Here is a 20,100-nt window from a genome sequence, read left to right on the forward strand (position 1 = left end):
GCCGCCGGTCTGGCAAGCCGCACGCGGCTGCATGCCGCGATTATGTAGGCGCAGCGCCACGTTACTTCCCCACACAATAACCAACCGCAGCCCTTCCCCGACCAAGTTGGCCGAAGCCCGGCTCACACCGTCACCGGCCCGGCTGGCACCTTGTCCAATGACCAATGCCCGCGCGCCCAGGCCCACAACTCGGCCAGGCTGCCGCATTCGTTCGGCGGCACATGCCCCAGCCGCTGCAACGCCCGGCGCAGCTCCGCCGCCGCTGCCGCCGGGGCAATCGCCGGCGCCAGCGTCTGCTTGGACAGCTTCTCACCGGCCGAGTTGACCATCAGCGGCAAGTGGCAGTAACTCGGGGTAGGCACTCCCAGCGCCCGCTGCACGGCGATCTGGCGCGGCGTCGACACCAAGAGGTCGGCGCCGCGCACGATATCGGTGACGCCCTGCGCGGCATCGTCCACCACCACCGCCAGCTGGTAGGCCCAGAAGCCGTCGGCACGCAGCAGCACGAAATCGCCGATGTCGCACTCCAGGTCCTGGCGGTACTCGCCCTGCAAGCGATCGACGAACACCGTCTCGCCCGGCGCCACGCGTAGCCGCCAGGCACGGCCGGCGCGCCCCGCCACGCAGCCGTTGCGGCAGGTTCCCGGATAGACGTAGCCGTCCACCCCGCGGCGGGCGTGTGCCGCGATCTCCTTGCGCGTACAGCCACAGGCGTACGCCAGGCCATCGCGGGCCAACTGGTCCAGCGCGGCGCGGTACAGCTCGTGGCGCCGGCTCTGGTATTCCACAGCGCCATCCCACTCGAAACCCAGCGCCTCGAGCGTCTGCAGGATGGCCGAAGCAGCGCCGGCCACCTCGCGCGGCGGGTCGAGGTCCTCCATGCGCAACAGCCAGACGCCGCCGCGCGTGCGCGCCTCCAGATAGCTGCCGACGGCGGTGGTCAACGAACCGGCATGCAATAAACCGGTCGGACTGGGGGCAAAACGGCCACGATAGGGCAAGGAGGGAGCGAAGCCAGACATCATCGGAAAACAGCCGGGAAAATCAAATGATGGCAAAATTGGCTAGACTGTTGAGTGTCAGCGCCCAAATCGCCAAAGGAAAATGCAATGGCCTACGTTGTAACCGAAGCTTGTATCAAATGCAAATACACCGACTGCGTCGATGTCTGTCCGGTCGACTGCTTCCATGAAGGCCCCAATTTCCTCGCCATCGACCCGGACGAATGCATCGATTGCACCCTGTGCGTCGCCGAGTGCCCGGTCGAAGCGATCTACGCCGAAGACGACGTACCGGCCGACCAGTTGCATTTCATCGAGATCAACGACCGGCTGTCCAAGGTCTGGCCGGTGATCGCCGCCAAGAAGGACCCTCTGCCGGATCACGAAGACTGGGCCAAGGTCACCAGCAAGACCCAGTACCTGGAAGAATAATTAAGGGGCCATCAGGCAAAACCCTGCTGGCGTTATTGCACTCGCATGCAAATCCTTCGCCGGACAAATCCCTGCGTGCCAATCTTCGAATTGGCTCAGCGATGGATTTGCACGCAGAGATTGGCCCGGCAAGCCCTTGCCATCCTGCCTGTACGGTGCGCACACCACGACCAGTGCCCATAGCCGTGATCGCAGGGACGGCAAGCGGCTCGGCTCACGCCAGCGGCAGCCGCACCTCGAAGCAGGCGCCCCCGCCCTCGCGGTTGCCCGCACACACGCTGCCGTGCAGTTCCTCCACCACTTTCTTGACGATGGCGAGCCCCAGCCCGGTCCCCCCGGAGCGCGTGGTAAAGAACGGTTCGAACACCCGCTCCAGCAACTCGTCGCCCAGCCCCGGGCCCTCGTCGACCACGCACAGTCGCACTGCGCCGCCCTCCAGCCGGGCGCCCAGCTCCACGCACTGGCCTTCTACGGAAAAGTGCAGCGCGTTCTCCAGCAGATTGACCAGGATGCCCACCAGCGCCTTGCGGTCTCCCGCCACCCGCACCGACTCGCCCAGTGCAAAGTCACAGTCCAGCCGCACCGCCCGCGCGGCGTAATGAGGCTGCACCACGGCACGGACTTCTTCCAGCAACCCGGCCACGTCCAGCAGCTCGAGCTCGCTCACCTGCCCCCTGACGAAGCTCAGCATGTTCTGGATCAGCCCTTCCAGCGCCTTCAAACGAGCCAGGCTCTTGTCGATGAAGCGCTCTCGCTCCGCCTCACCCAGGCTGGGCTGGCGCAAGTTGGCGGTGTAGAGCATGGCGGTCGCCAGCGGCGTACGCAGCTGATGCGCCAACGACGCCGCCATACTGCCCATCGAGGCCAGTTTCTGCTGCTGCGCCAGCTCGCTCGAGAGCTGGTGCAGGTGCGTGACGTCGTGCAGCAGCACGATCTGCCCGCCCAATTCCGGCAGGTCCTGGTACTGCAGCGTGATGCGGCGCGGTGGCTGCCCGCCACAACGCGGCAACAAAAAGGTGTTATCAATGTCGGTCGGCTGGAAGCCGGCCAGCACCTCCGGCCATGACCGTCCCCGCACCGACGCCCCCAGCATCGCCTCGGCGGCGGAGTTTTCAGTCTGCACCCGGCCATCGACCAGCAACTCAACCACGCCGGCTGGCAGCGCCTCCAGCAACATGCCGAGCCGCTCGGCCAACGCCGCGTTATTCGAGAGTTGACGCCTAAGCTCGTTATTGGCCTCGTCCAGTTGGGCATTCAGCACATTGACCTGCCCCTGTAGCTGGTTGTAGGCATCGATCAATTGGCCGGAAACGGCATTGAACTGGGCAAACGCCTGCTCCAGTGTTTGCTGGTCGTGCAAGTTTGAAACAGTTTTTGTCATTCACCACAACACATTTGTAAAAACTGATTAATCAGTATGATAATTATCCAAACCGGTTAAGCCAATCTGGGGTACATTTGCCGTAATGGACGGAGCCAGTGGCCCCCGACACCCCTAATAACGGGTGTATCGACACTCCAAACGATACTCCCAAAAAACATGATGCAGCGGAGGTTTCCGTGTCAGAACTTCTTAAAAAGATTGATGCCCGCACCAAGCTCGCCGGCACCAACAAGCTCGAAATCCTGTTGTTCTCCCTCGGAGAAGATCAACGAACCGGGCGCAAGGAAGTTTTCGGGATTAACGTCTTCAAGGTGCGCGAGGTCATGCGCACACCTGAAATCACCTCCGCGCCGGAAATGCCGTCTTCCGTGGAAGGCATGGTCAGCCTGCGTGGCGCGCTCGTGCCCATCATCGACCTAGCCAAGTACGCCGGCATCGTCACCGAGAAAAAGCCCGAAATCATGATCGTGACCGAATATAACGGTCACACCCAGGGTTTTCTGGTCGAGGCCGTCGACACCATCCTGCGGCTCGACTGGTCGGCCATGCGCGTGCCACCGGAAATGATCACCAACCGTATGGGCGGACTGGTCACCGCCGTGACCGAACTCAACAACACCCTGGTCATGATGATGGACGTCGAGAAAGTCCTGGCAGAGACCTCGCTCACCGACGACGCCCATCACTTCCTGAACATCGAGCCGATCAAGGAAGAGCGCATGATCTTCTTCGCCGACGACTCGGTCGTCGCGCGCAAACAGATCGAACGTACCCTGGAAGCCATGAACGTCAAGTACGCCTACGCCATCAACGGCATGCGCGCCTGGGACGAACTCCAGCGGATGGCCGCCCAGGCCGACCTCTCCGGCCGCAAGCTCTGCGACGTGGTCAACCTGGTGCTGACCGACGTGGAAATGCCGGAAATGGACGGCTACATGCTGACCAAGCTCATCAAGAGTGACCCGCGCTTTGCCGGCATTCCGGTGCTGATGCACTCCTCGCTGTCGGGCAACTCCAACCAGAAGCTCGGCGAATCGGTCGGTGTCGACTCCTACGTTTCCAAGTTCGAAGCCCAAAAACTGGCGATCAAGCTGCGCGAAATGCTGCACATCGGCAAGTAACGCACCACTGACGACCGCACTCAAAAAAGAAATCGGGAAAGGTTTGACATGCCAGCCACCGACGCTACCCTGCTCGCCAATATCGATGCCCGCACCAAGCTGGTCGGCTCCAACAAGATGGAGATCCTGCTGTTCTCGCTGGGCACGCGGGAAACCTTCGGCATCAACGTCTTCAAGGTCCGCGAAGTATCGCAGACCCCGACCATCACCAAGACCCCGAACATGCCGTTCGGAGTGGAAGGCGTCCTCTCGCTGCGCGGCAACATCATCCCGATCATCTCGCTCGCCCGCTTCATCGGTGCCAACGATCCGGCCAAGAAGTATGAAACCATGATTGTCACCGAATTCAACAAAAGCACCCAGGCCTTCCTGGTCGATTCGGTGGACCGCATCATCCGCGTCGACTGGGACAAGGTACGCTCGCCTGACAACATGATGTCGGGCAGTGCCTCGACGGCTGGCGAGGTGGCTTCGGCCAGCGGCATGAACCTGATCACCGCCATCACCGAACTGGAAGACGGCAAGCTGGTATCGATTCTGGACGTGGAACAGATACTGGCCAGCGTGGTGGGCGAACCGCGCCTGCCCGAGCTGCCAACCGCTCAGCTGGAAGCCGACCAGTACGTGTTCTTTGTCGACGATTCGGTGGTGGCACGCAAGGAGATCACCGGCGTGCTGGAAAAGATGCGCATCAAGTTCCAGCAGGCCAGCAATGGCCGCGAAGCCTGGGAACGGCTGCAAGCGCTGGCCAATCGCCACCAGGGCGATGCAGCCCCGCTGCACGACACCCTCAAGACCATTCTGGTGGACGCCGAGATGCCGGAAATGGACGGCTACGTGCTGACCCGCCTGATCAAGTCCGATCACCGCTTCAACGGCATTCCCGTCGTGATGCATTCCTCGCTGTCGTCCAACGCCAACCGCGCCATGGGCTCCAGCGTCGGCGTCGATGCCTACGTCGCCAAATTCGACCCTGCCGTGTTGGCCGAAACCCTGATTCCATTCCTGCAAAGGTAGTCGCTACAATAGCGGCCAGGAATCATTGACAAATTCAGGATAACCCTCGATGGCAGACAAGAATCTTCGCTTCCTTGTAGTGGACGACTTCTCAACCATGAGACGGATCGTACGCAACCTACTCAAGGAACTCGGATTTACCAACGTCGATGAAGCGGAGGATGGCCAAGTCGCCCTTCACAAGCTCAAGACACAGCATTTCGATTTCATCGTTTCCGACTGGAACATGCCCAACATGACCGGAATCGAGCTGTTGAAAGCGGTACGCGCCGACCAGCAACTCAAGCCCCTGCCGTTCCTGATGATCACGGCCGAGGCCAAGCGCGAGAACATTATCGAAGCTGCCATGGCAGGGGCAAGTGGCTACATCGTCAAGCCGTTTACTGCCGCCACGCTGGAAGAAAAGCTGAACAAGATCTTCCAGGCAATAAACAAATAAGAACCATTGCACGGCTTGTCGGGCCAGTATTCAGGAGGATTTATCGTGCCAGACCACGTTTTGGAAAGCGGGGATACCCCGGATCTCGAGGCCCTGTTTGACAGCATTGCCAAGCAGCACCAAGCCGGCACGCCACAGATCGCCAGCGAAGCAGACAGTGCCACGGCGTCCACCTCCGCCGCCGAGGGCACCCCCTCGGTGATGTATGAACAAATCGGGCAACTGACCCGCAAATTACACAGTGCGCTGCGCGACATGGGTTACGACAAATCGCTGGAGCGCGTCGCGAATGCGATTCCCGACGCCCGCGACCGCCTCTCCTACATCTCGACACTGACCGAATCCGCAGCAGAGCGGGTGCTCAACGCTACCGATATCGCCAAGCCGATCCAGGACGAGCTCGAAAGCAGCGCCAAGCAGCTGTCCGAACGCTGGAACCGGCTGTTCGCCAATATGCTGTCGGTCGATGAGTTCCGCCAGCTGAGCCAGGACACGCACCGTTATCTGCAGAGTGTGCCGGAACAGACCCAGGCCACCAGCGCGCAACTGCTCGACATCGTCATGGCGCAGGATTTTCAGGATCTGACCGGCCAGGTCATCAAGAAGATGATGGGCATGGTCAAGACGATCGAAACCGACCTCGTCGCCTTCCTGATCGAATTCTCGCCGGAAGAGAAGAAAACGGAAATCGACCCGACGCTGCTGAATGGTCCGGTGATCAACCCGGAAGGACGCAGCGATGTGGTCACCAACCAACAACAAGTCGACGACCTGCTGGAAAGCCTCGGCTTCTGAGACCACGGTCGCAACAAGAAACAATAAATAACGGTGCGGGGTAAAAAATGAGCGAATTCGGCGGCATGGAAGAGTTGTTGCAGGACTTCCTGATGGAGTCCAACGACCTTCTCTCGGACGTTGACAACAAGTTGGTCGAACTGGAAAAAAGGCCAGAAGACCGCGCCTTGCTCAACGACATTTTCCGCGGTTTTCATACCATCAAGGGCGGCGCCGGCTTCCTCAACGTGGCGCCCATGGTGACCCTCTGCCACCGCACGGAAAACCTGTTCGACAAGCTGCGCAACGCCGAACTTCAGCTCAATCCCGAAGTAATGGACGTGATCCTTGACGCCACGGCCACCGTGCGCGACATGTTCGGCACCCTGGGACAGGGGCTGATGCCGAGAGACGCCGATGGCACATTGCTCGCCGCCCTGGATGCCGTCCTGTCCGGCCGCATGCCGCAGGCACCACACCAGCAAGTCACCCCGGCCACACCGCCGGTGGTGACCGCCAGCACACCGCAACGCAGCGACGAACCGGACTGGAACAGTCTCTACCAGGCCGTCGTCCCTGCCGCCCGTACCACCGCGCCGGCCCCTGCACCGGTGGAAGTAGTGCCTGCTGCGGCGTTGGTGCCGGAAACCGAGCCGGTAACGGCCGTGGCGGCAGCCAGCCGGGCCGCGGCGCCGGCCAAGAACGTGACGGCGAGCAAGTCGGCCAGCGGCGGCGGGCATGAAAACACCATCCGCATCGATACCAACCGCCTCGACATGGTACTCAACCTGTCCGGCGAAATCGGCCTGACCAAGAACCGCCTCACCACGCTGCGCACCGAGATTCTGCAGGGCAACAACGACAGCAATACCCTGCGCTCGCTGGACGAAGCCATCAGCCAGCTCGACCTGCTGGTCGGGGATCTGCAGAACGCGGTGATGAAGACCCGCATGCAGCCGATCGGCCGGCTGTTCCAGAAGTACCCCCGCCTCGCCCGTGACCTGGCGCGCCAGCTCGGCAAGGACGTCGAACTGGTACTGAGCGGTGAAGAAACCGAACTCGACAAAACCATGATCGAGGACCTGAACGACCCGCTGGTGCACCTTGTGCGCAACGCCGTCGATCACGGTGTCGAGTCCACCGCGGAACGTATCGCCGCCGGCAAGAAACCGCAGTCGCTGATCCAGCTGACGGCCGAACAGGTCGGCGACCATATACTGATCGAGATCACCGACGACGGCCGTGGCATGAATGCCGACGCCCTGCGCCGCAAGGCAGTGGAAAAGGGCCTGATCGACACCGAAGCCGCCAACGCTCTGGACGAGAAGCAGTGCCTGCAGCTGATCTTCCTGCCTGGCTTCTCCACCAAGGACCAGATTTCAAGTGTGTCTGGCCGCGGTGTCGGCATGGACGTGGTTCGTACCAACATCCAGAAGCTCAACGGCCGCATCGACATCAACTCGATTCCGGGCGAAGGCACCCGCATCAGCATCTCGCTGCCGCTGACGCTGGCGATCCTGCCGGTGCTGGTGGTACGCGCCTGCAACCAACCGTTCGCCGTGCCGCTGGCGATGGTGCGCGAGATCATCACCATCGATCCGGAAGCCATCCAGGAAGTTTCGGGCAATCCGACTATCGTGGTGCGCGACGAAATCCTCCCGCTCAAGACCCTGGCCGGCCTGCTCGGCTGGGCACCGACCCAAAAACCGGGGTTCGGCGTGCTGATGCAATCGGCCGAGCGCTCTTTCATCCTGGCCATCGACTCCTTCGTCGGCCGCGACGATGTGGTGATCAAGCCACTGCAGAATATCCGTCCCAAGGGCGTGGCGGGTGCCACGCTGTCGGGGGACGGCTCGGTCGTGCTGGTACTCGACATGGAAGACCTGTTGACGGCGAAGGACGGCGTAAGTGGGATGGTCAAGACCTCCGAACTGATTACGATCTGACGCTTACCCCACACTGAACGGTACAGAATGACAACAAGTAGTGCCTTCATCGGACGCCAGCCTGTATTGAACCGAAATCAGCAGCTCATCGGCTATGAGCTGCTGTTTCGCCCCTCCCTCGAGGCGGAAGGCGCCGGCCCGCTGGCCGCGCTTCAAGCCGACACCCAGGTTCTGGTTAACACCCTGCACAATATGGGAACCAGCTGGCTGATCGGCAACAAGCTGGCCTTCATCAACGTCGGCGAAGCCATGCTGGCCAGCGAGTTTCTCGAGTTGCTACCGGCACGTCGGGTCATTCTCGACCTGATGCCCGAGATCACCCCATCCAACGAGCTGATTGCCCGCATCAAGTATCTGCATGCCCAGGGTTTCGGCATCGCCATGGATGGCTTCTCGTTCAACGCGCCTTCAGCCCAACTGCTGGAATACGCCAAATACGTCAAACTGGACGTTCAGAAGCACGGTACCAGCGACTTCCAGATGCTGGCCGCCCAAGTGCGCAGCTACCCGGTAATCCGCATCGCCGAAAAAGTGGAAACGCACGAGCACTTCCACCTCTGCCGCGAACTGGGCATGGATGGTTTTCAGGGCTATTACTTCGCCAAGCCGGAGACCCTGTCCGCCAAGGTCATCCATCCCTCTTTCACGCACACGCTGGAGCTGCTCAACCTGCTGCGCATGGATGCCGAGATCAAGGAAGTCGAGGCGGTATTCAAGCGAGACATCGCGCTGTCCTACAAGCTGCTGCGCTTCGTGAACTCGGCCGCGGCGGGACTCAACACCACCATCAGCTCGTTCAGCCACGCGGTCACGGTGCTGGGCTACAAACGGCTCTACCGCTGGCTGACCCTGCTCTTGGTCACCGCCGACGAAGATGGCAAGACCCCACCCGCCCTGCAAAAGACCGCCATTACCCGGGCACGCTTCATGGAACTCCTGGGCGGTGCGCTCAACCTGCCCAACGACGCCTGCGAATCGCTGTTCGTGATCGGCATGTTCAGCTTGCTCGACGTGCTGTTCGACATGCCGATGACCTCCGTACTGGAACACCTCCACCTCTCCGACCAGTTCAAGCAGGTGCTGCTGGAGCAGCCGGACCGGCTCACCCCCTTCCTCCAATTGGCCAAGGCCTGCGAAGACAAGGAGATGCGTGACGTCCCGCAACTGTGCCGGGAACTGGGTCTGTCGCCCGAACCGTTCAATCAGGCTCACGTCGAGGCGCTCGCCTGGGTGGAGGAACTGGGCTTATAATTCATGGCTTTTCCCCGTCAGCCCTCCGGAAACGCCATGAAACTGCTTGCCATCGATACCTCGACGGACTTCCTGTCGCTTGCCGTCTTAAACGATGACAACACCGTCGTGTTTCATGAGCGCGTCGGCCAGAAACACGCCGAACAGGCGCTGCCTCATGTGCAGCGCCTGCTGCGCGATGCCGGGCTGACGCTTCAGCAACTCGACGGCGTCGTGTACGGGCAGGGTCCGGGCTCGTTCACCGGGCTGCGTATCGGCTGCGGTCTGGCCCAGGGCCTGGCGTTTGCCGCCGGCCTACCCGTCATTCCCATCCCCACCCTCGACAGCGTGGCGGAACAGGCCGGCGCGACGCGGGTTGTCGCCTGTAGCGACGCCCGCATGCAGCAAGTCTACCTGGCGAGTTACGACCTAGCCGCGCCGTGCCGCCTTTCCCCTATCCTGCTGCTCGACCCGGAGCAGGCCGGCAGCGAACTGCAGCTGGATGGCGAAGGCTGGGTGGGCGCCGGCGACGGCTTTGCCGCCTACCCCATGCTGGCAAGTGGCACTTGGGGCTCACAGCTTGGCGCCATTCACAACGACATCCGCCCCCACGCCGCCAGTTACCTGCGGCTGGCGCAAAGCGGGCGCTACCCCCTCCTCCCCGCGCGCGAAGCCGATCTGCTCTACGTGCGCAACAAGGTAGCGCTGACCTCGCGCGAGCAGCAGGCACGCCAGCGATGATCGCCTTCCGCCCGGCCTCTGCGCCCGACCTGGCAAAACTGGCCTCACTGGAAGCGGCGGCCACTCCCCATGGCTGGAGCGAGCGGCAGTTCCACGACTCCCTGGCGGCCGGCCACGCCTTCCTGCTGCTGGAGATCGATGGCGAAGTGTACGGACACGCGGTCAGCATGACGGTGCTGGACGAGGCGGAGCTGCTGACCATCGTGATCGCCCCCGACCGACAGGGGCAGGGGCTGGGACAGGCCTTGCTGGGCGAGCTGCTGCAGCAACTGCGCCAGCAAGGGTGCTCGCGGCTCTTCCTGGAAGTCAGGGAAAGCAACCAACCCGCCCGTGCACTCTATGCCAAGAGCGGCTTCGTCGAGACAGGCCTGCGCAAGCACTACTACCCCACCGCATCCGGGCGCGAGCATGCCGTGTTGATGGAGCTTGGGCTATGAGCCGCCGCCATCTGATCGGTGAGGTCATCGGCCTCGGCCCGCTGTGGCGCGCGCGCGACGCACGCTTTGACGACCACCCGGCTCGGCGCGTATCGCCGCCGGCCGCGCCCTTGGCCGACGCCCCGGTAGAAGCGGCAACGGCAGAAACCGCCCCCGTTCCTGTCGCCGCCGCCGTCCCGGTGCCCACTGCCGTCCAGGCGGCCACCTCGGCACCCGCCCCTGCCGCACCAGTTCCGGCGGTACTCACCGAACAGGCGGCCCCCTCCCTCCCCACGCCGGCCAAGCCTGTGCTGAGCTGGGACGAGCTGGAGCAGACCGTCGCCCGCTGCAGTCACTGCCGCTTGTGCGAGACGCGCACCCAGACGGTGTTCGGCCGCGGCAATCCACAGGCGCGCTGGCTGATCATCGGGGAAGCGCCGGGTGAACAAGAGGACAAACAGGGCAAGCCATTCGTCGGCCGCGCCGGCCAACTGCTCGACAACATGCTGGCCGCCATCGGTCTCGACAGCAACCACGATGTCTACATCGCCAACGTGCTCAAATGCCGCCCTCCCGGCAACCGCAATCCTTCGGCCGATGAGATCGTAGCCTGCCAGGATTACCTGCGTCAGCAGATTGCGCACATCCGCCCGACCCTGATCCTGGCGCTGGGACGCTTCGCCGCGCAGACCCTGCTCGACAGCAACGACAGCATCGCGCGCCTGCGCGGCCGGGTGCATCGCTACCAGGATGTGCCGCTAATCGTCAGCTTCCACCCGGCCTACCTGCTGCGCAATCTGCCCGACAAGGCCAAGAGCTGGCAGGACCTGGTGTTCGCGCGGCGCACCTTCCGCCAACTCACCGGGCAGTGAACGGGGCACGCCCCCCTCTGCCCCCGCACACGGCAGGTGCCGCGTTCGCGCCACGCGCCCCTCACTTCCACTCCCGCTCACGCTACACTGACGTCCTCGAAAATCCGGCGGCTGGCCAGGGTGGATGTCACCCCCCTGCCAGACGCCCCGGCGACAATAAGACAGAAAACTCCGCTCTTTTCAGGAGAACATGCATGAGGTTCAAGGCTAACGACTCTCTTACCGAGCAGATTGCCCAGCACCTGGGCAACCAGATCATCCTCGGCGTAATGCGGCCGGGGGAGCGCATCCAGGAGCTTCGCATCGCCAGCGAACTCGACGTCAGCCGCGGCTCGGTACGCGAAGCGTTGCTGATCCTGCAACGCCGCCACCTGGTCAACATCTACCCGCGGCGCGGTGCGGTGGTAGCGAGTATCAGCGCCCGGGACGTGCACGACTTTTTCGGCCTGTGGTTTTTGCTGCTGGAGACGGTGGTGGGCAACATGGCACGGCAGTGGCAGAACGACGACCTCGCCCGCTTCTTCGAACTGCTGGGGCAACTCGAAGCCAGCCGCCAGCACAACGACATCCAGGGCTTCTACCAGCAAGGGGTGGCCTTCCTGCAGGCTTTGTACGGCTTTGCCGACAACCACTACATCGAAAGCACACTGCGTGACCTCTTGCCGCTGACGCAGCGCTGCCTGTACGCTATCCTGCGTGCTGGCTCCCCGCAGGTGGAGCGCACCTACGCCTTTCTGGAAGAACTGCTGAAGGCCATCATCGCGCGTGACACGCTCCGGCTCCAGACGATGATCCGGCAGTTCGGTGCCGACTACGGCCGGCTCGCCGCCGCCTCGGCGGAGGCTCTGGAGGGGGCGCAGTAAAAACGCTGCCGGGCGGTGGTGCCGGGCAGCGCTATCGGTTCGCCAGGGCGATCAGCCGCGCAGGTAGCTCACGAAGGCATAGTCGAGCCCCTGCTCGCTGCGCTGCGCCTCGCGCTGTACTTCCTGCCAGCCACCGCTGCTAAAGTCGGGAAAATGCGCGTCGCCCTGATAGTTCCCCGCGATTTCGGTGAGTTCCAGGCGGTGTGCCAGAGGCAAGGCCTGACGGTACAGGTCGGCGCCGCCGATGATGCAGGCGGATTCCGCCTCCGCAACCAGCGCCAGGGCCGCCTCCAGGCTGTGCGCGACCTCCACGCCGGCAGCACTCCAGTCGTGCTGGCGCGTCACCACGATATTGCGCCGGCCCGGCAAGGGGCGGCCGATCGAATCATAGGTCTTGCGGCCCATGATCACCGGCTTGCCCAGCGTCACCGCCTTGAAATGCTTCAGGTCCTCGGGCAGATGCCACGGCAGCCGGTTGTCGATGCCGATGACGCGGTTGGCCGCCATCGCCGCCACCAGGGTGATACAGGGTGTCGTCATACCGCCACCTTGGCCTTGATGTGGGGCATCGGGTCATAGCCTTCGAGTTCGAAGTCCTCGAAGCGGAAGGCGAACAGATCGGTCACGGCCGGGTTGATCTTCATCACCGGCAGCGAGCGCGGTTCGCGCGCCAGTTGCTCGTCGGCCTGCTCCAGGTGGTTACTGTAGAGGTGGGCGTCGCCCAGCGTGTGCACGAATTCGCCCGGCTTCAGCCCGCACACCTGCGCCATCATCATGGTCAAGAGCGCGTACGAGGCGATGTTGAACGGCACGCCAAGGAAGATGTCGGCCGAACGCTGATACAACTGGCACGACAGACGGCCGTCGGCCACGTAGAACTGGAACAGCGCGTGGCACGGGGGCAATGCCATCTCGTCGACCAAGGCGGGGTTCCAGGCCGACACGATGAGCCGGCGCGAGTCCGGGTTCTTCCTGATCATCTCGACCACGTTGGCGATCTGGTCGACGTGACGGCCATCCGGTGCCGGCCAGCTGCGCCACTGGTAGCCGTAGACCGGACCGAGGTTGCCGTTCTCGTCCGCCCATTCGTCCCAGATCGACACGCCGTTCTCCTTGAGATAACGGATGTTGGTGTCCCCGGAAAGGAACCACAGCAGCTCGTGCACGATGGACTTCAGGTGCAACTTCTTGGTGGTCAAAAGCGGAAACCCGTCGGCCAGATCGAAGCGCATCTGGTAGCCAAACACGGACAGGGTACCGGTACCGGTACGGTCGGATTTGTAGTGGCCGTGCTCGCGCACGTGACGCATCAGGTCGAGGTACTGTTTCATGTCGTCAGTGCCGGAAATTAATGAACAGGCGGGAAAACGGGCGATTTTATCAGAATCTGCCGCATGGAAAAAACATAAAAAACAGGAAATTGCGCCTGGATTCTGGCTTCTACGCCCCCTGTGCGATGCCAGGGAAATGCCCAAATCATGGTAGGCTAGCGGCTGCCGCCCTTACCCCAAATGACGACGCAGCGATAACGCCACCATGGCAGAAGATTCCGACCTCGAACGAACAGAAGCCGCGACCGGACGGCGCCTGCAGCAGGCGCGCGAGGAAGGCAACATCCCGCGCTCGCGCGAGCTGTCGACGTTTGCCGTGACCATGGCCGGCGTGGCGCTGCTGATGGCGACGGGCGAGCGTCTGGGCAACTTCATGCTGCAGCTGATGCGCCGCCTGTTCACCTTCGACCACGACATGGTGCAGCACACCGATCCGGTGCTGCTGCGTTTCAAGGAGTCTCTCACCGACACCCTGCTGCAGCTCATGCCCATTTTCGGCGGGCTGGCGCTGGTGGCGGTGGCCACCCCGCTCCTGGTCGGCGGCTGGAACCTGACCTTCAAGGGCATCGAACCGAAGCTCTCCAAGCTCAATCCGGCCCACGGCATCCAGCGCATGTTCTCGCTCAGCGCGCTGACTGAGGCGCTCAAGGCCATCCTGAAGAGCGTGGTGATCGGCGGCGTCGCCACCTGGGTGATCTGGAACGAGCGCGCCGAGCTGATCGGGCTGATCGCCATGCCGCTGGAGACGGCGCTGGGCAAGATGATGCAGCTGACCTTCCATACCTTCCTGCTGGTGGTCGGCGCCATGTTGCTGCTGGTCGTGGTGGATGTCCCCTTCCAGATCTGGAACTACCACAAGCAGCTGCGCATGACCAAGGAAGAGGTCAAGCAGGAATACAAGGAACAGGAAGGCTCGCCGGAGGTGAAGGGTCGCATCCGCCAGTTGCAGCGCCAGGCCGCGCAGCGGCGCATGATGCAGGAGATTCCTTCGGCCAACGTGATCGTGACCAACCCGACCCACTACGCCGTCGCCCTCAAGTACACCGAGGGCATGCGCGCGCCGCAGGTGATCGCAAAGGGCCGGCTCAAGTTGGCCGAAAAGATCATCGACACCGGCCGCGAGCACCGTGTCACCGTGATGCGCGTGCCCAGCTTCGCCCGCGCGCTGTATTTCCACTCCGAGCTGGGCGAAGAGGTGCCCTCCCGTCTGTACGGCGCGGCGGCGCAGATTCTCGCCTACGTCTACCAGCTCAAGCTGTACGAATACAACGGCGGACTGGCCCCGGTCTACCCCGAGCACGTCGAGGTCCCTGCCGATCTTGACCCGGAAAGCAAACGCCAGCAAGATGCGGCGCCGACGGCTAACCCTTAAGCGGGCATGGATACTATTCTCGAGCAACTGAAACGCTTCAACCTGACCCGCCTGGCGGGCCCGGTCCTCATCATCCTCATTTTGACGATGATGGTGTTGCCGTTGCCGCCGATCATTCTCGACATCTTCTTCACCTTCAATATCGCGGTGTCGGTGATCGTGTTGCTGGTCGGCATCAACGTGCGCCAGCCGCTGGATTTTTCTGCCTTCCCATCGGTGCTGCTGGTCACCACGCTGCTGCGGCTGTCGCTCAACGTCGCCTCCAGCCGGGTGATCCTGCTGCAGGGCCATACCGGGCCCGACGCCGCCGGCAAGGTGATCGAATCGTTCTCGCATTTTCTGGTCGGCGGCAACGTCGCGATCGGCGTGGTGGTGTTCGTGATCCTCACCATCATCAACTTCGTGGTCATCACCAAGGGTGCCGGCCGTATCGCCGAAGTGAGCGCGCGCTTCACGCTCGACGCCATGCCCGGCAAGCAGATGGCGATCGACGCCGACCTCAACGCCGGCCTGATCGGCGAGGAAGACGCGCGCAAGCGCCGCTCCACCATCGCCGAGGAGGCCAACTTCTTCGGCGCCATGGACGGTGCCTCGAAGTTCGTGCGCGGCGACGCCATGGCCGGCATCATGATCATCCTGATCAACATCGTCGGCGGCCTGATCGTCGGCGTGGTGCAACACGACCTGGCGGTGGGACAGGCGGCCGAGAGCTACACTCTGCTGACCATCGGCGACGGCCTGGTGGCGCAGATTCCCGGCCTGATCATCTCCACCGCCGCCGGTATCGTGGTGTCGCGCGTCGGCACCGAAAAGGACATGTCCGAGCAGTTCCTCGGCCAGTTGTTCACCAAACCCTCGGTGCTGTACATCACCGCTGCGGTGATCGGCCTCATCGGCATGATTCCCAACATGCCGCACTTCGCCTTCCTGCTGATCGCCAGTGTGTTGGGCGGACTGGGGTGGCTGATGGAAAAGCGCCAGCGCGAAAGCGAACAGCTGGCAGCGCTGGCCAAGGCCGCGCCACCGCCGCCGGGCGAACAGCAGATGGCCGAAGTCAGCTGGAACGACGTGCAGCACGTCGACCAGCTCGGGCTGGAAGTCGGCTACCGCCTGATCCCGCTGGTCGACCGCAGCCAGGATGGCGAGCTGTTGCGCCGCATCCGCGGCATCCGCAAGAAGATCGCCCAGGAGCTGGGCTTCCTGGTGCCGGCGGTGCACATCCGCGACAACCTGGAGATCAAGCCGAACGCCTACCGCATCCTGATGAAGGGGGTGGAAATCGGCAGCGGCGAGGCCTATATCGGCCAGTTTCTCGCCATCAACCCGGGGCGCGTCAGCGGCGAGCTGAAGGGTCTCACCACCACCGACCCGGCCTTCGGCCTGCCGGCGGTATGGATCGACGGCGGCAAGCGCGACGAGGCGCAGACGCTGGGCTATACCGTGGTCGACGCCAGCACCGTGGTGGCGACCCACCTTTCCAACCTGCTCAACACCCACGCCGCCGAACTGCTGGGGCGCGAGGAAGTGCAGGCGCTGATCAGCCACCAGGCCAAGGAGTCGCCGAAGCTGATCGAGGACCTGGTGCCGAAGGTGGTGTCGGTGGCCACGCTGCAGAAGGTACTGCAGCATCTGCTGACCGACGGCATCCACATCCGCGACTTCCGCACCATTCTCGAGACCCTGGCCGACCATGTCGGCGTGACGCAGGATATCGACGAGCTGACCGCCGCGGTACGCACGGCGCTATCGCGCGTAATCATCCAGCAGCTCTTCCCCGGCGAGGCGGAACTGCCGCTGATGACGCTCGATCCGGCGCTGGAAAGCGTGCTGCTGCAGGCGGTCCAGTCCAAGGCCGGCGGCGGGCTGGAGCCGGGTCTGGCGGAGAACCTGCTGGCCAGCGCCGCGCAGCAGTCGGAGCAGATGGAGAATCAGGGCTACAATCCGGTCCTGCTTACGCCGCCGGGGCTACGCCCCCTGCTGGCGCGTTTTTTACGCCGAGCCCTCCCACAGTTGCGTGTGATCTCGCATAATGAAATACCGGACAATAAATCCATTCGTATAATCGCGGTCATCGGGGGCAGCAAAGGCTAACTATAGATGGTGGTCAAAAAGTTCTTCGGCAAAACCACGCGCGATGCGCTCAGACAGGTCCGTGAGGAGCTGGGCGCCGACGCGCTCATTCTGTCCAACCGCCCCACCATGGGCGGGGGGGTGGAAATCATGGCCGTGGCCGATGCCGACGTTGCCAACCTGGCGACCACCCTGTCCACCTCGACCAGCAAGCATCCGCCGCGCCACGTACCCGCGCCGGTCGCCCCGGCCGGTGGCGCGGTGAACCGTGCGCTGGCGCGCACCTACGCCCTGCCGGTAGAGCCGCTGGACGCCCCGGCCCCGGCCGCCGCGCCGACCCCCAGTCAGCTCGCGGCCAGCGCCGCCTTCCCGCCACGGCGCGAGACGCTGCCCCCCTCTTCGCCACCCGCAGCGGCCGCCCCGACGCCCGCCCCGGTGCCGCCGCTGCCGGCCGCCGCCGCGGCGACACCTCCCCAGGCGAAGCCGGCTCCCGCGCCTGCCGAGGAACCCGAAGAGGTATCGCAGGAGCTCAAGCACATCGGCGAGGAGATCAAGCTGCTGCGCAGCCTGCTGCAAAGCCAGCTGGCAAGCTTCGCCTGGTCGGACATGGAAGAGCGCGCGCCCAACCGCATCGAGCTGTTCAAGCACCTGCTCTCGGTGGGTCTGAGCGCGACCCTGATCCGCCAGCTGATCGACAAGATGCCGGCGCAGTATCAGGGCGAAGTGACGCTGAAATGGGCGCGCTCGGCGCTGATGCACAATCTCAAGTGCGCCGACGCTGACCGCGACGTGATGGAACGCGGCGGCATCTACGCCCTGGTCGGCCCCACCGGGGTCGGCAAGACCACCACGGTGGCCAAGCTGGCGGCGCGTGCCACGATGAAATTCGGCGCACAGCACGTGGCGCTGATCACCACCGACAGCTACCGGATCGGCGCCCAGGACCAATTGCGCATCTACGGCAAGATTCTCGGCGTGCCGGTGTACTCGATCCAGAACGAATCCGAGCTGCAGCTGACGCTGGCCGACCTGGCCTCGCGCCACATCGTGTTCATCGACACCGTCGGCATGGGTCAGCGCGACGCCCGCGTCGCCGCCCAGACCCAGATGTTCGACGGCACCGGACGCGAGATCCAGCGCATCCTGCTGATGGCGGCCAACGCCGACGGCCATACCCTGGAAGACGTGGTGCGGCATTACCGCGGCCACGGCCTGGCCGGCTGCATCCTCTCGAAGATCGACGAGAGCGTGGCGATGGGACCGAGCCTGGACGTGATCATCCGCAACCGCCTGAAGATGTTCTACATCACCAACGGCCAGCGCGTGCCGGAAGACCTGCACCTGGCCAACGCCGCCTTCCTGATCGACCGCGCCATGCGCTCCCCGCACCTGAACTCGCCGTTCGCGCTGCAAGGCGACGAGCTGCCGATCATGAACGCGGCCCAGGCCGGCTGGTTGTGACATGCAGGATCAGGCCGCCAGTTTGCGCCGTCTTGCCGCCCAGCCGGTGCGTGCGCCCAGCTTCGCCTTCGTCGGCGCCGAAGGCAGCGGGGTCAGCACGCTGGTGGCCGGGCTCGGCACCGGGCTCGCCTGGGCCGGCTGCCGACCGCTGTTGATCGACTGCCAGGCGGGGCAGCAGCTGGCGCGCCAGCTCGGCGTGCCGACCACGGCCACGCTGGAGACACAGATCGTGGGCCCCGGCGGACTCGACACCATGATGACGCAGTCGCGCCATGGCGTGAGCCTGCTCAACCTGTACGCGCGTCCGGAAGACCGCGCGCGCTTTTCCGCCCAGCTGTGGCTGCGGCTGGGCAGCGAGTTCGGCTCGCTGGAGCGCGACAGCCACATGCTGCTGGTGGATGTGCCCAACCCGGCGCACGACCCGGTGCCGGCCAGCGTGGCCGACAACCTGGTGCTGGTACTGACCCCGGCGCCGGAAGCGCTGACCATGGCCTACGCCATCATCAAGCGCCTGGCGACGCAGTACGGCCGCCAGCGCTTCAACGTGCTGGTCAACCGCGTGCGTCACCTGGAAGAGGCACGCGAGCTGTTCCAGCGGCTGTCGAGCGTGACCGGGGAGTTTCTCAACGTGGCGCTGCGCTGGGTCGGCTTCGTGCCGCAGGACAGCGCGGTGAAGCGCAGTCGCAGCCTGCATCGGCCGCTGATGGAGGCCTTCCCGGACAGCGAATCGGCCATCGCCTTTTCCCAGCTGGCCGCCATGCTGCCGCAATGGCATTCACCCGAAGCCACGCGCCCGGAGGCCGGCTTCATGGACGTACTGATCGCGGCCTCGCGTGACTGGGCCGAGGGAGGAAGGACACGATGACCCTGCCGTCGTTGAAATGCAGGGCGTATAGCAGCCGCGCGCTCCACGGCGACATCGACGTCGAGCTTCACGCCCCGCTGGTCAAGAAGATCGCCAAACTGCTGATTGCCAGGCTGCCGGCCTCGGTCGAACTGGACGATCTGGTCCAGGTCGGCATCATCGGCCTGATCGAGGCGGCACGCCAGTTCGACCCAACTCAGGGAGTGCAATTCGAGACCTTCGCCAGCCAGCGCATCCGTGGCGCGATGCTAGACGAGCTGCGGCGCGAGGACTGGCTGCCGCGCCAGGCACGACGCCACTCCAAACAGATCGAGGACGCCATCCACCAGCTGGAACAGCGCGAAGGACGCCCGCCGCAGGAGTCGGAAATCGCCGACTTCCTGGGTCTGCCGCTGGCCGAATACCAGACCATGCTGGGCGAGTGCAAGGGCGTTTCGCTGCAGCATTTCAGCGACTTTGACGATGATGACGGCATCGGCGCCGAAGCGGCCGTGGCCAACGTGGCGGACGACAACGCCGTCGACCCGTTCGCCAGCCTCGCCGACGGCGATTTCCGCGGCGCCCTGGTGGACGCCATCAAGGCACTGCCCGAACGCGACCAGCTGGTGATGGCGCTGTATTACGAGCAGGAGCTCAACCTGAAGGAAATCGGCGCGGTGCTCGGGGTCTCCGAGTCACGCGTTAGCCAGTTGCACAGCCAGGCCATCGCCCGCGTGCGGAGCAAACTCAGGGAATGGCTGTAAGCCCCACCCGGCGCCAGCATAA

Annotated in this window: 20 protein-coding genes; 16 read left to right on the top strand and 4 right to left on the bottom strand. The window is 63.7% G+C overall.

The window, feature by feature from the left end; translation table 11 throughout:
• Window positions 1-122: 122 nt before the first annotated feature.
• A complete protein-coding gene (gluQRS, locus tag NH8B_RS15800; RefSeq protein WP_014088166.1) occupies window positions 123-1,025 on the bottom strand; it encodes a tRNA glutamyl-Q(34) synthetase GluQRS in 903 nt (300 codons plus the stop codon).
• An 84-nt stretch (window positions 1,026-1,109) separates the two neighbouring features.
• Here gluQRS and fdxA point away from each other — a divergent pair, with 84 nt between their 5' ends.
• Window positions 1,110-1,433 carry a ferredoxin FdxA gene (gene fdxA, locus NH8B_RS15805; RefSeq protein WP_014088167.1) on the top strand — a complete coding sequence of 108 codons (324 nt, stop codon included), beginning with the start codon at window positions 1,110-1,112 and terminating at the stop codon, window positions 1,431-1,433.
• Between the two features lie 214 nt (window positions 1,434-1,647).
• Here the strand turns inward: fdxA and NH8B_RS15810 are convergent, their stop codons facing one another.
• Window positions 1,648-2,814: a sensor histidine kinase gene (locus tag NH8B_RS15810; RefSeq protein WP_041703043.1), complete on the bottom strand. Its 1,167-nt coding sequence runs from the start codon at window positions 2,812-2,814 to the stop codon at window positions 1,648-1,650.
• 179 nt (window positions 2,815-2,993) lie between these two features.
• On the opposite strand from NH8B_RS15810, the gene NH8B_RS15815 reads away from it, so the two are divergent.
• From NH8B_RS15815 to NH8B_RS15860, 10 genes are all read left to right on the top strand, one after another.
• Window positions 2,994-3,938: a chemotaxis protein gene (locus NH8B_RS15815; protein ID WP_041703045.1), complete on the top strand. Its 945-nt coding sequence runs from the start codon at window positions 2,994-2,996 to the stop codon at window positions 3,936-3,938.
• A gap of 48 nt (window positions 3,939-3,986) precedes the next feature.
• A complete protein-coding gene (locus NH8B_RS15820) occupies window positions 3,987-4,955 on the top strand; it encodes a chemotaxis protein (protein ID WP_014088170.1) in 969 nt (322 codons plus the stop codon).
• 49 nt (window positions 4,956-5,004) lie between these two features.
• Window positions 5,005-5,394, top strand: coding sequence for a chemotaxis response regulator CheY (gene cheY / locus NH8B_RS15825; protein ID WP_014088171.1), 390 nt, complete (start codon window positions 5,005-5,007; stop codon window positions 5,392-5,394).
• A gap of 45 nt (window positions 5,395-5,439) precedes the next feature.
• Window positions 5,440-6,189, top strand: coding sequence for a protein phosphatase CheZ (gene cheZ / locus NH8B_RS15830; RefSeq protein WP_014088172.1), 750 nt, complete (start codon window positions 5,440-5,442; stop codon window positions 6,187-6,189).
• A 47-nt stretch (window positions 6,190-6,236) separates the two neighbouring features.
• Window positions 6,237-8,114, top strand: a complete 1,878-nt coding sequence (locus NH8B_RS15835) for a chemotaxis protein CheA (RefSeq protein WP_014088173.1) — start codon at window positions 6,237-6,239, stop codon at window positions 8,112-8,114.
• A gap of 66 nt (window positions 8,115-8,180) precedes the next feature.
• Complete coding sequence (locus NH8B_RS15840) at window positions 8,181-9,365, top strand: EAL and HDOD domain-containing protein (RefSeq protein ID WP_232503486.1); 1,185 nt, start codon at window positions 8,181-8,183, stop codon at window positions 9,363-9,365.
• A gap of 36 nt (window positions 9,366-9,401) precedes the next feature.
• Window positions 9,402-10,085: a tRNA (adenosine(37)-N6)-threonylcarbamoyltransferase complex dimerization subunit type 1 TsaB gene (gene tsaB / locus NH8B_RS15845; protein ID WP_041703048.1), complete on the top strand. Its 684-nt coding sequence runs from the start codon at window positions 9,402-9,404 to the stop codon at window positions 10,083-10,085.
• A complete protein-coding gene (gene rimI / locus NH8B_RS15850) occupies window positions 10,082-10,522 on the top strand; it encodes a ribosomal protein S18-alanine N-acetyltransferase (RefSeq protein WP_014088176.1) in 441 nt (146 codons plus the stop codon). Before tsaB ends, rimI begins: the two co-directional genes overlap by 4 nt.
• Complete coding sequence (locus NH8B_RS15855; RefSeq protein WP_014088177.1) at window positions 10,519-11,373, top strand: uracil-DNA glycosylase; 855 nt, start codon at window positions 10,519-10,521, stop codon at window positions 11,371-11,373. Before rimI ends, NH8B_RS15855 begins: the two co-directional genes overlap by 4 nt.
• Before the next feature lie 194 nt (window positions 11,374-11,567).
• Window positions 11,568-12,236 carry a GntR family transcriptional regulator gene (locus tag NH8B_RS15860; protein WP_014088178.1) on the top strand — a complete coding sequence of 223 codons (669 nt, stop codon included), beginning with the start codon at window positions 11,568-11,570 and terminating at the stop codon, window positions 12,234-12,236.
• A gap of 51 nt (window positions 12,237-12,287) precedes the next feature.
• On the opposite strand, the gene NH8B_RS15865 is transcribed toward NH8B_RS15860, so the two are convergent.
• Complete coding sequence (locus NH8B_RS15865; protein ID WP_014088179.1) at window positions 12,288-12,776, bottom strand: dihydrofolate reductase; 489 nt, start codon at window positions 12,774-12,776, stop codon at window positions 12,288-12,290.
• Window positions 12,773-13,567, bottom strand: coding sequence for a thymidylate synthase (locus NH8B_RS15870; protein ID WP_014088180.1), 795 nt, complete (start codon window positions 13,565-13,567; stop codon window positions 12,773-12,775). The genes NH8B_RS15865 and NH8B_RS15870 overlap by 4 nt, the downstream gene beginning before the upstream one ends.
• Window positions 13,568-13,772: 205 nt before the next feature.
• Between NH8B_RS15870 and flhB the strand changes: the two genes are divergently transcribed.
• From flhB to NH8B_RS15895, 5 genes are read left to right on the top strand one after another with little or no spacing between them, the layout of a single operon-like run.
• Entirely contained in the window at window positions 13,773-14,939 is a 1,167-nt protein-coding gene (gene flhB, locus NH8B_RS15875; RefSeq protein WP_014088181.1) for a flagellar biosynthesis protein FlhB, read from the top strand.
• A 6-nt stretch (window positions 14,940-14,945) separates the two neighbouring features.
• On the top strand, window positions 14,946-17,030 hold the full coding sequence (gene flhA, locus NH8B_RS15880) for a flagellar biosynthesis protein FlhA (protein ID WP_014088182.1): 2,085 nt from the start codon (window positions 14,946-14,948) through the stop codon (window positions 17,028-17,030).
• A 6-nt stretch (window positions 17,031-17,036) separates the two neighbouring features.
• A complete protein-coding gene (flhF, locus tag NH8B_RS15885; RefSeq protein ID WP_014088183.1) occupies window positions 17,037-18,470 on the top strand; it encodes a flagellar biosynthesis protein FlhF in 1,434 nt (477 codons plus the stop codon).
• Window position 18,471: 1 nt separating this feature from the next.
• Window positions 18,472-19,335, top strand: coding sequence for a MinD/ParA family ATP-binding protein (locus NH8B_RS15890; protein ID WP_008954962.1), 864 nt, complete (start codon window positions 18,472-18,474; stop codon window positions 19,333-19,335).
• The gene (locus tag NH8B_RS15895; protein WP_014088184.1) at window positions 19,332-20,078 is read left to right on the top strand and encodes an RNA polymerase sigma factor FliA; all 747 of its coding nucleotides are present in this window, start codon (window positions 19,332-19,334) and stop codon (window positions 20,076-20,078) included. Before NH8B_RS15890 ends, NH8B_RS15895 begins: the two co-directional genes overlap by 4 nt.
• The last annotated feature ends 22 nt before the right edge of the window (window positions 20,079-20,100 follow it).

Origin of the sequence: Pseudogulbenkiania sp. NH8B (genome assembly GCF_000283535.1) — a bacterium.
GTDB classification, from domain to species: Bacteria; Pseudomonadota; Gammaproteobacteria; order Burkholderiales; family Chromobacteriaceae; genus Pseudogulbenkiania; species Pseudogulbenkiania ferrooxidans.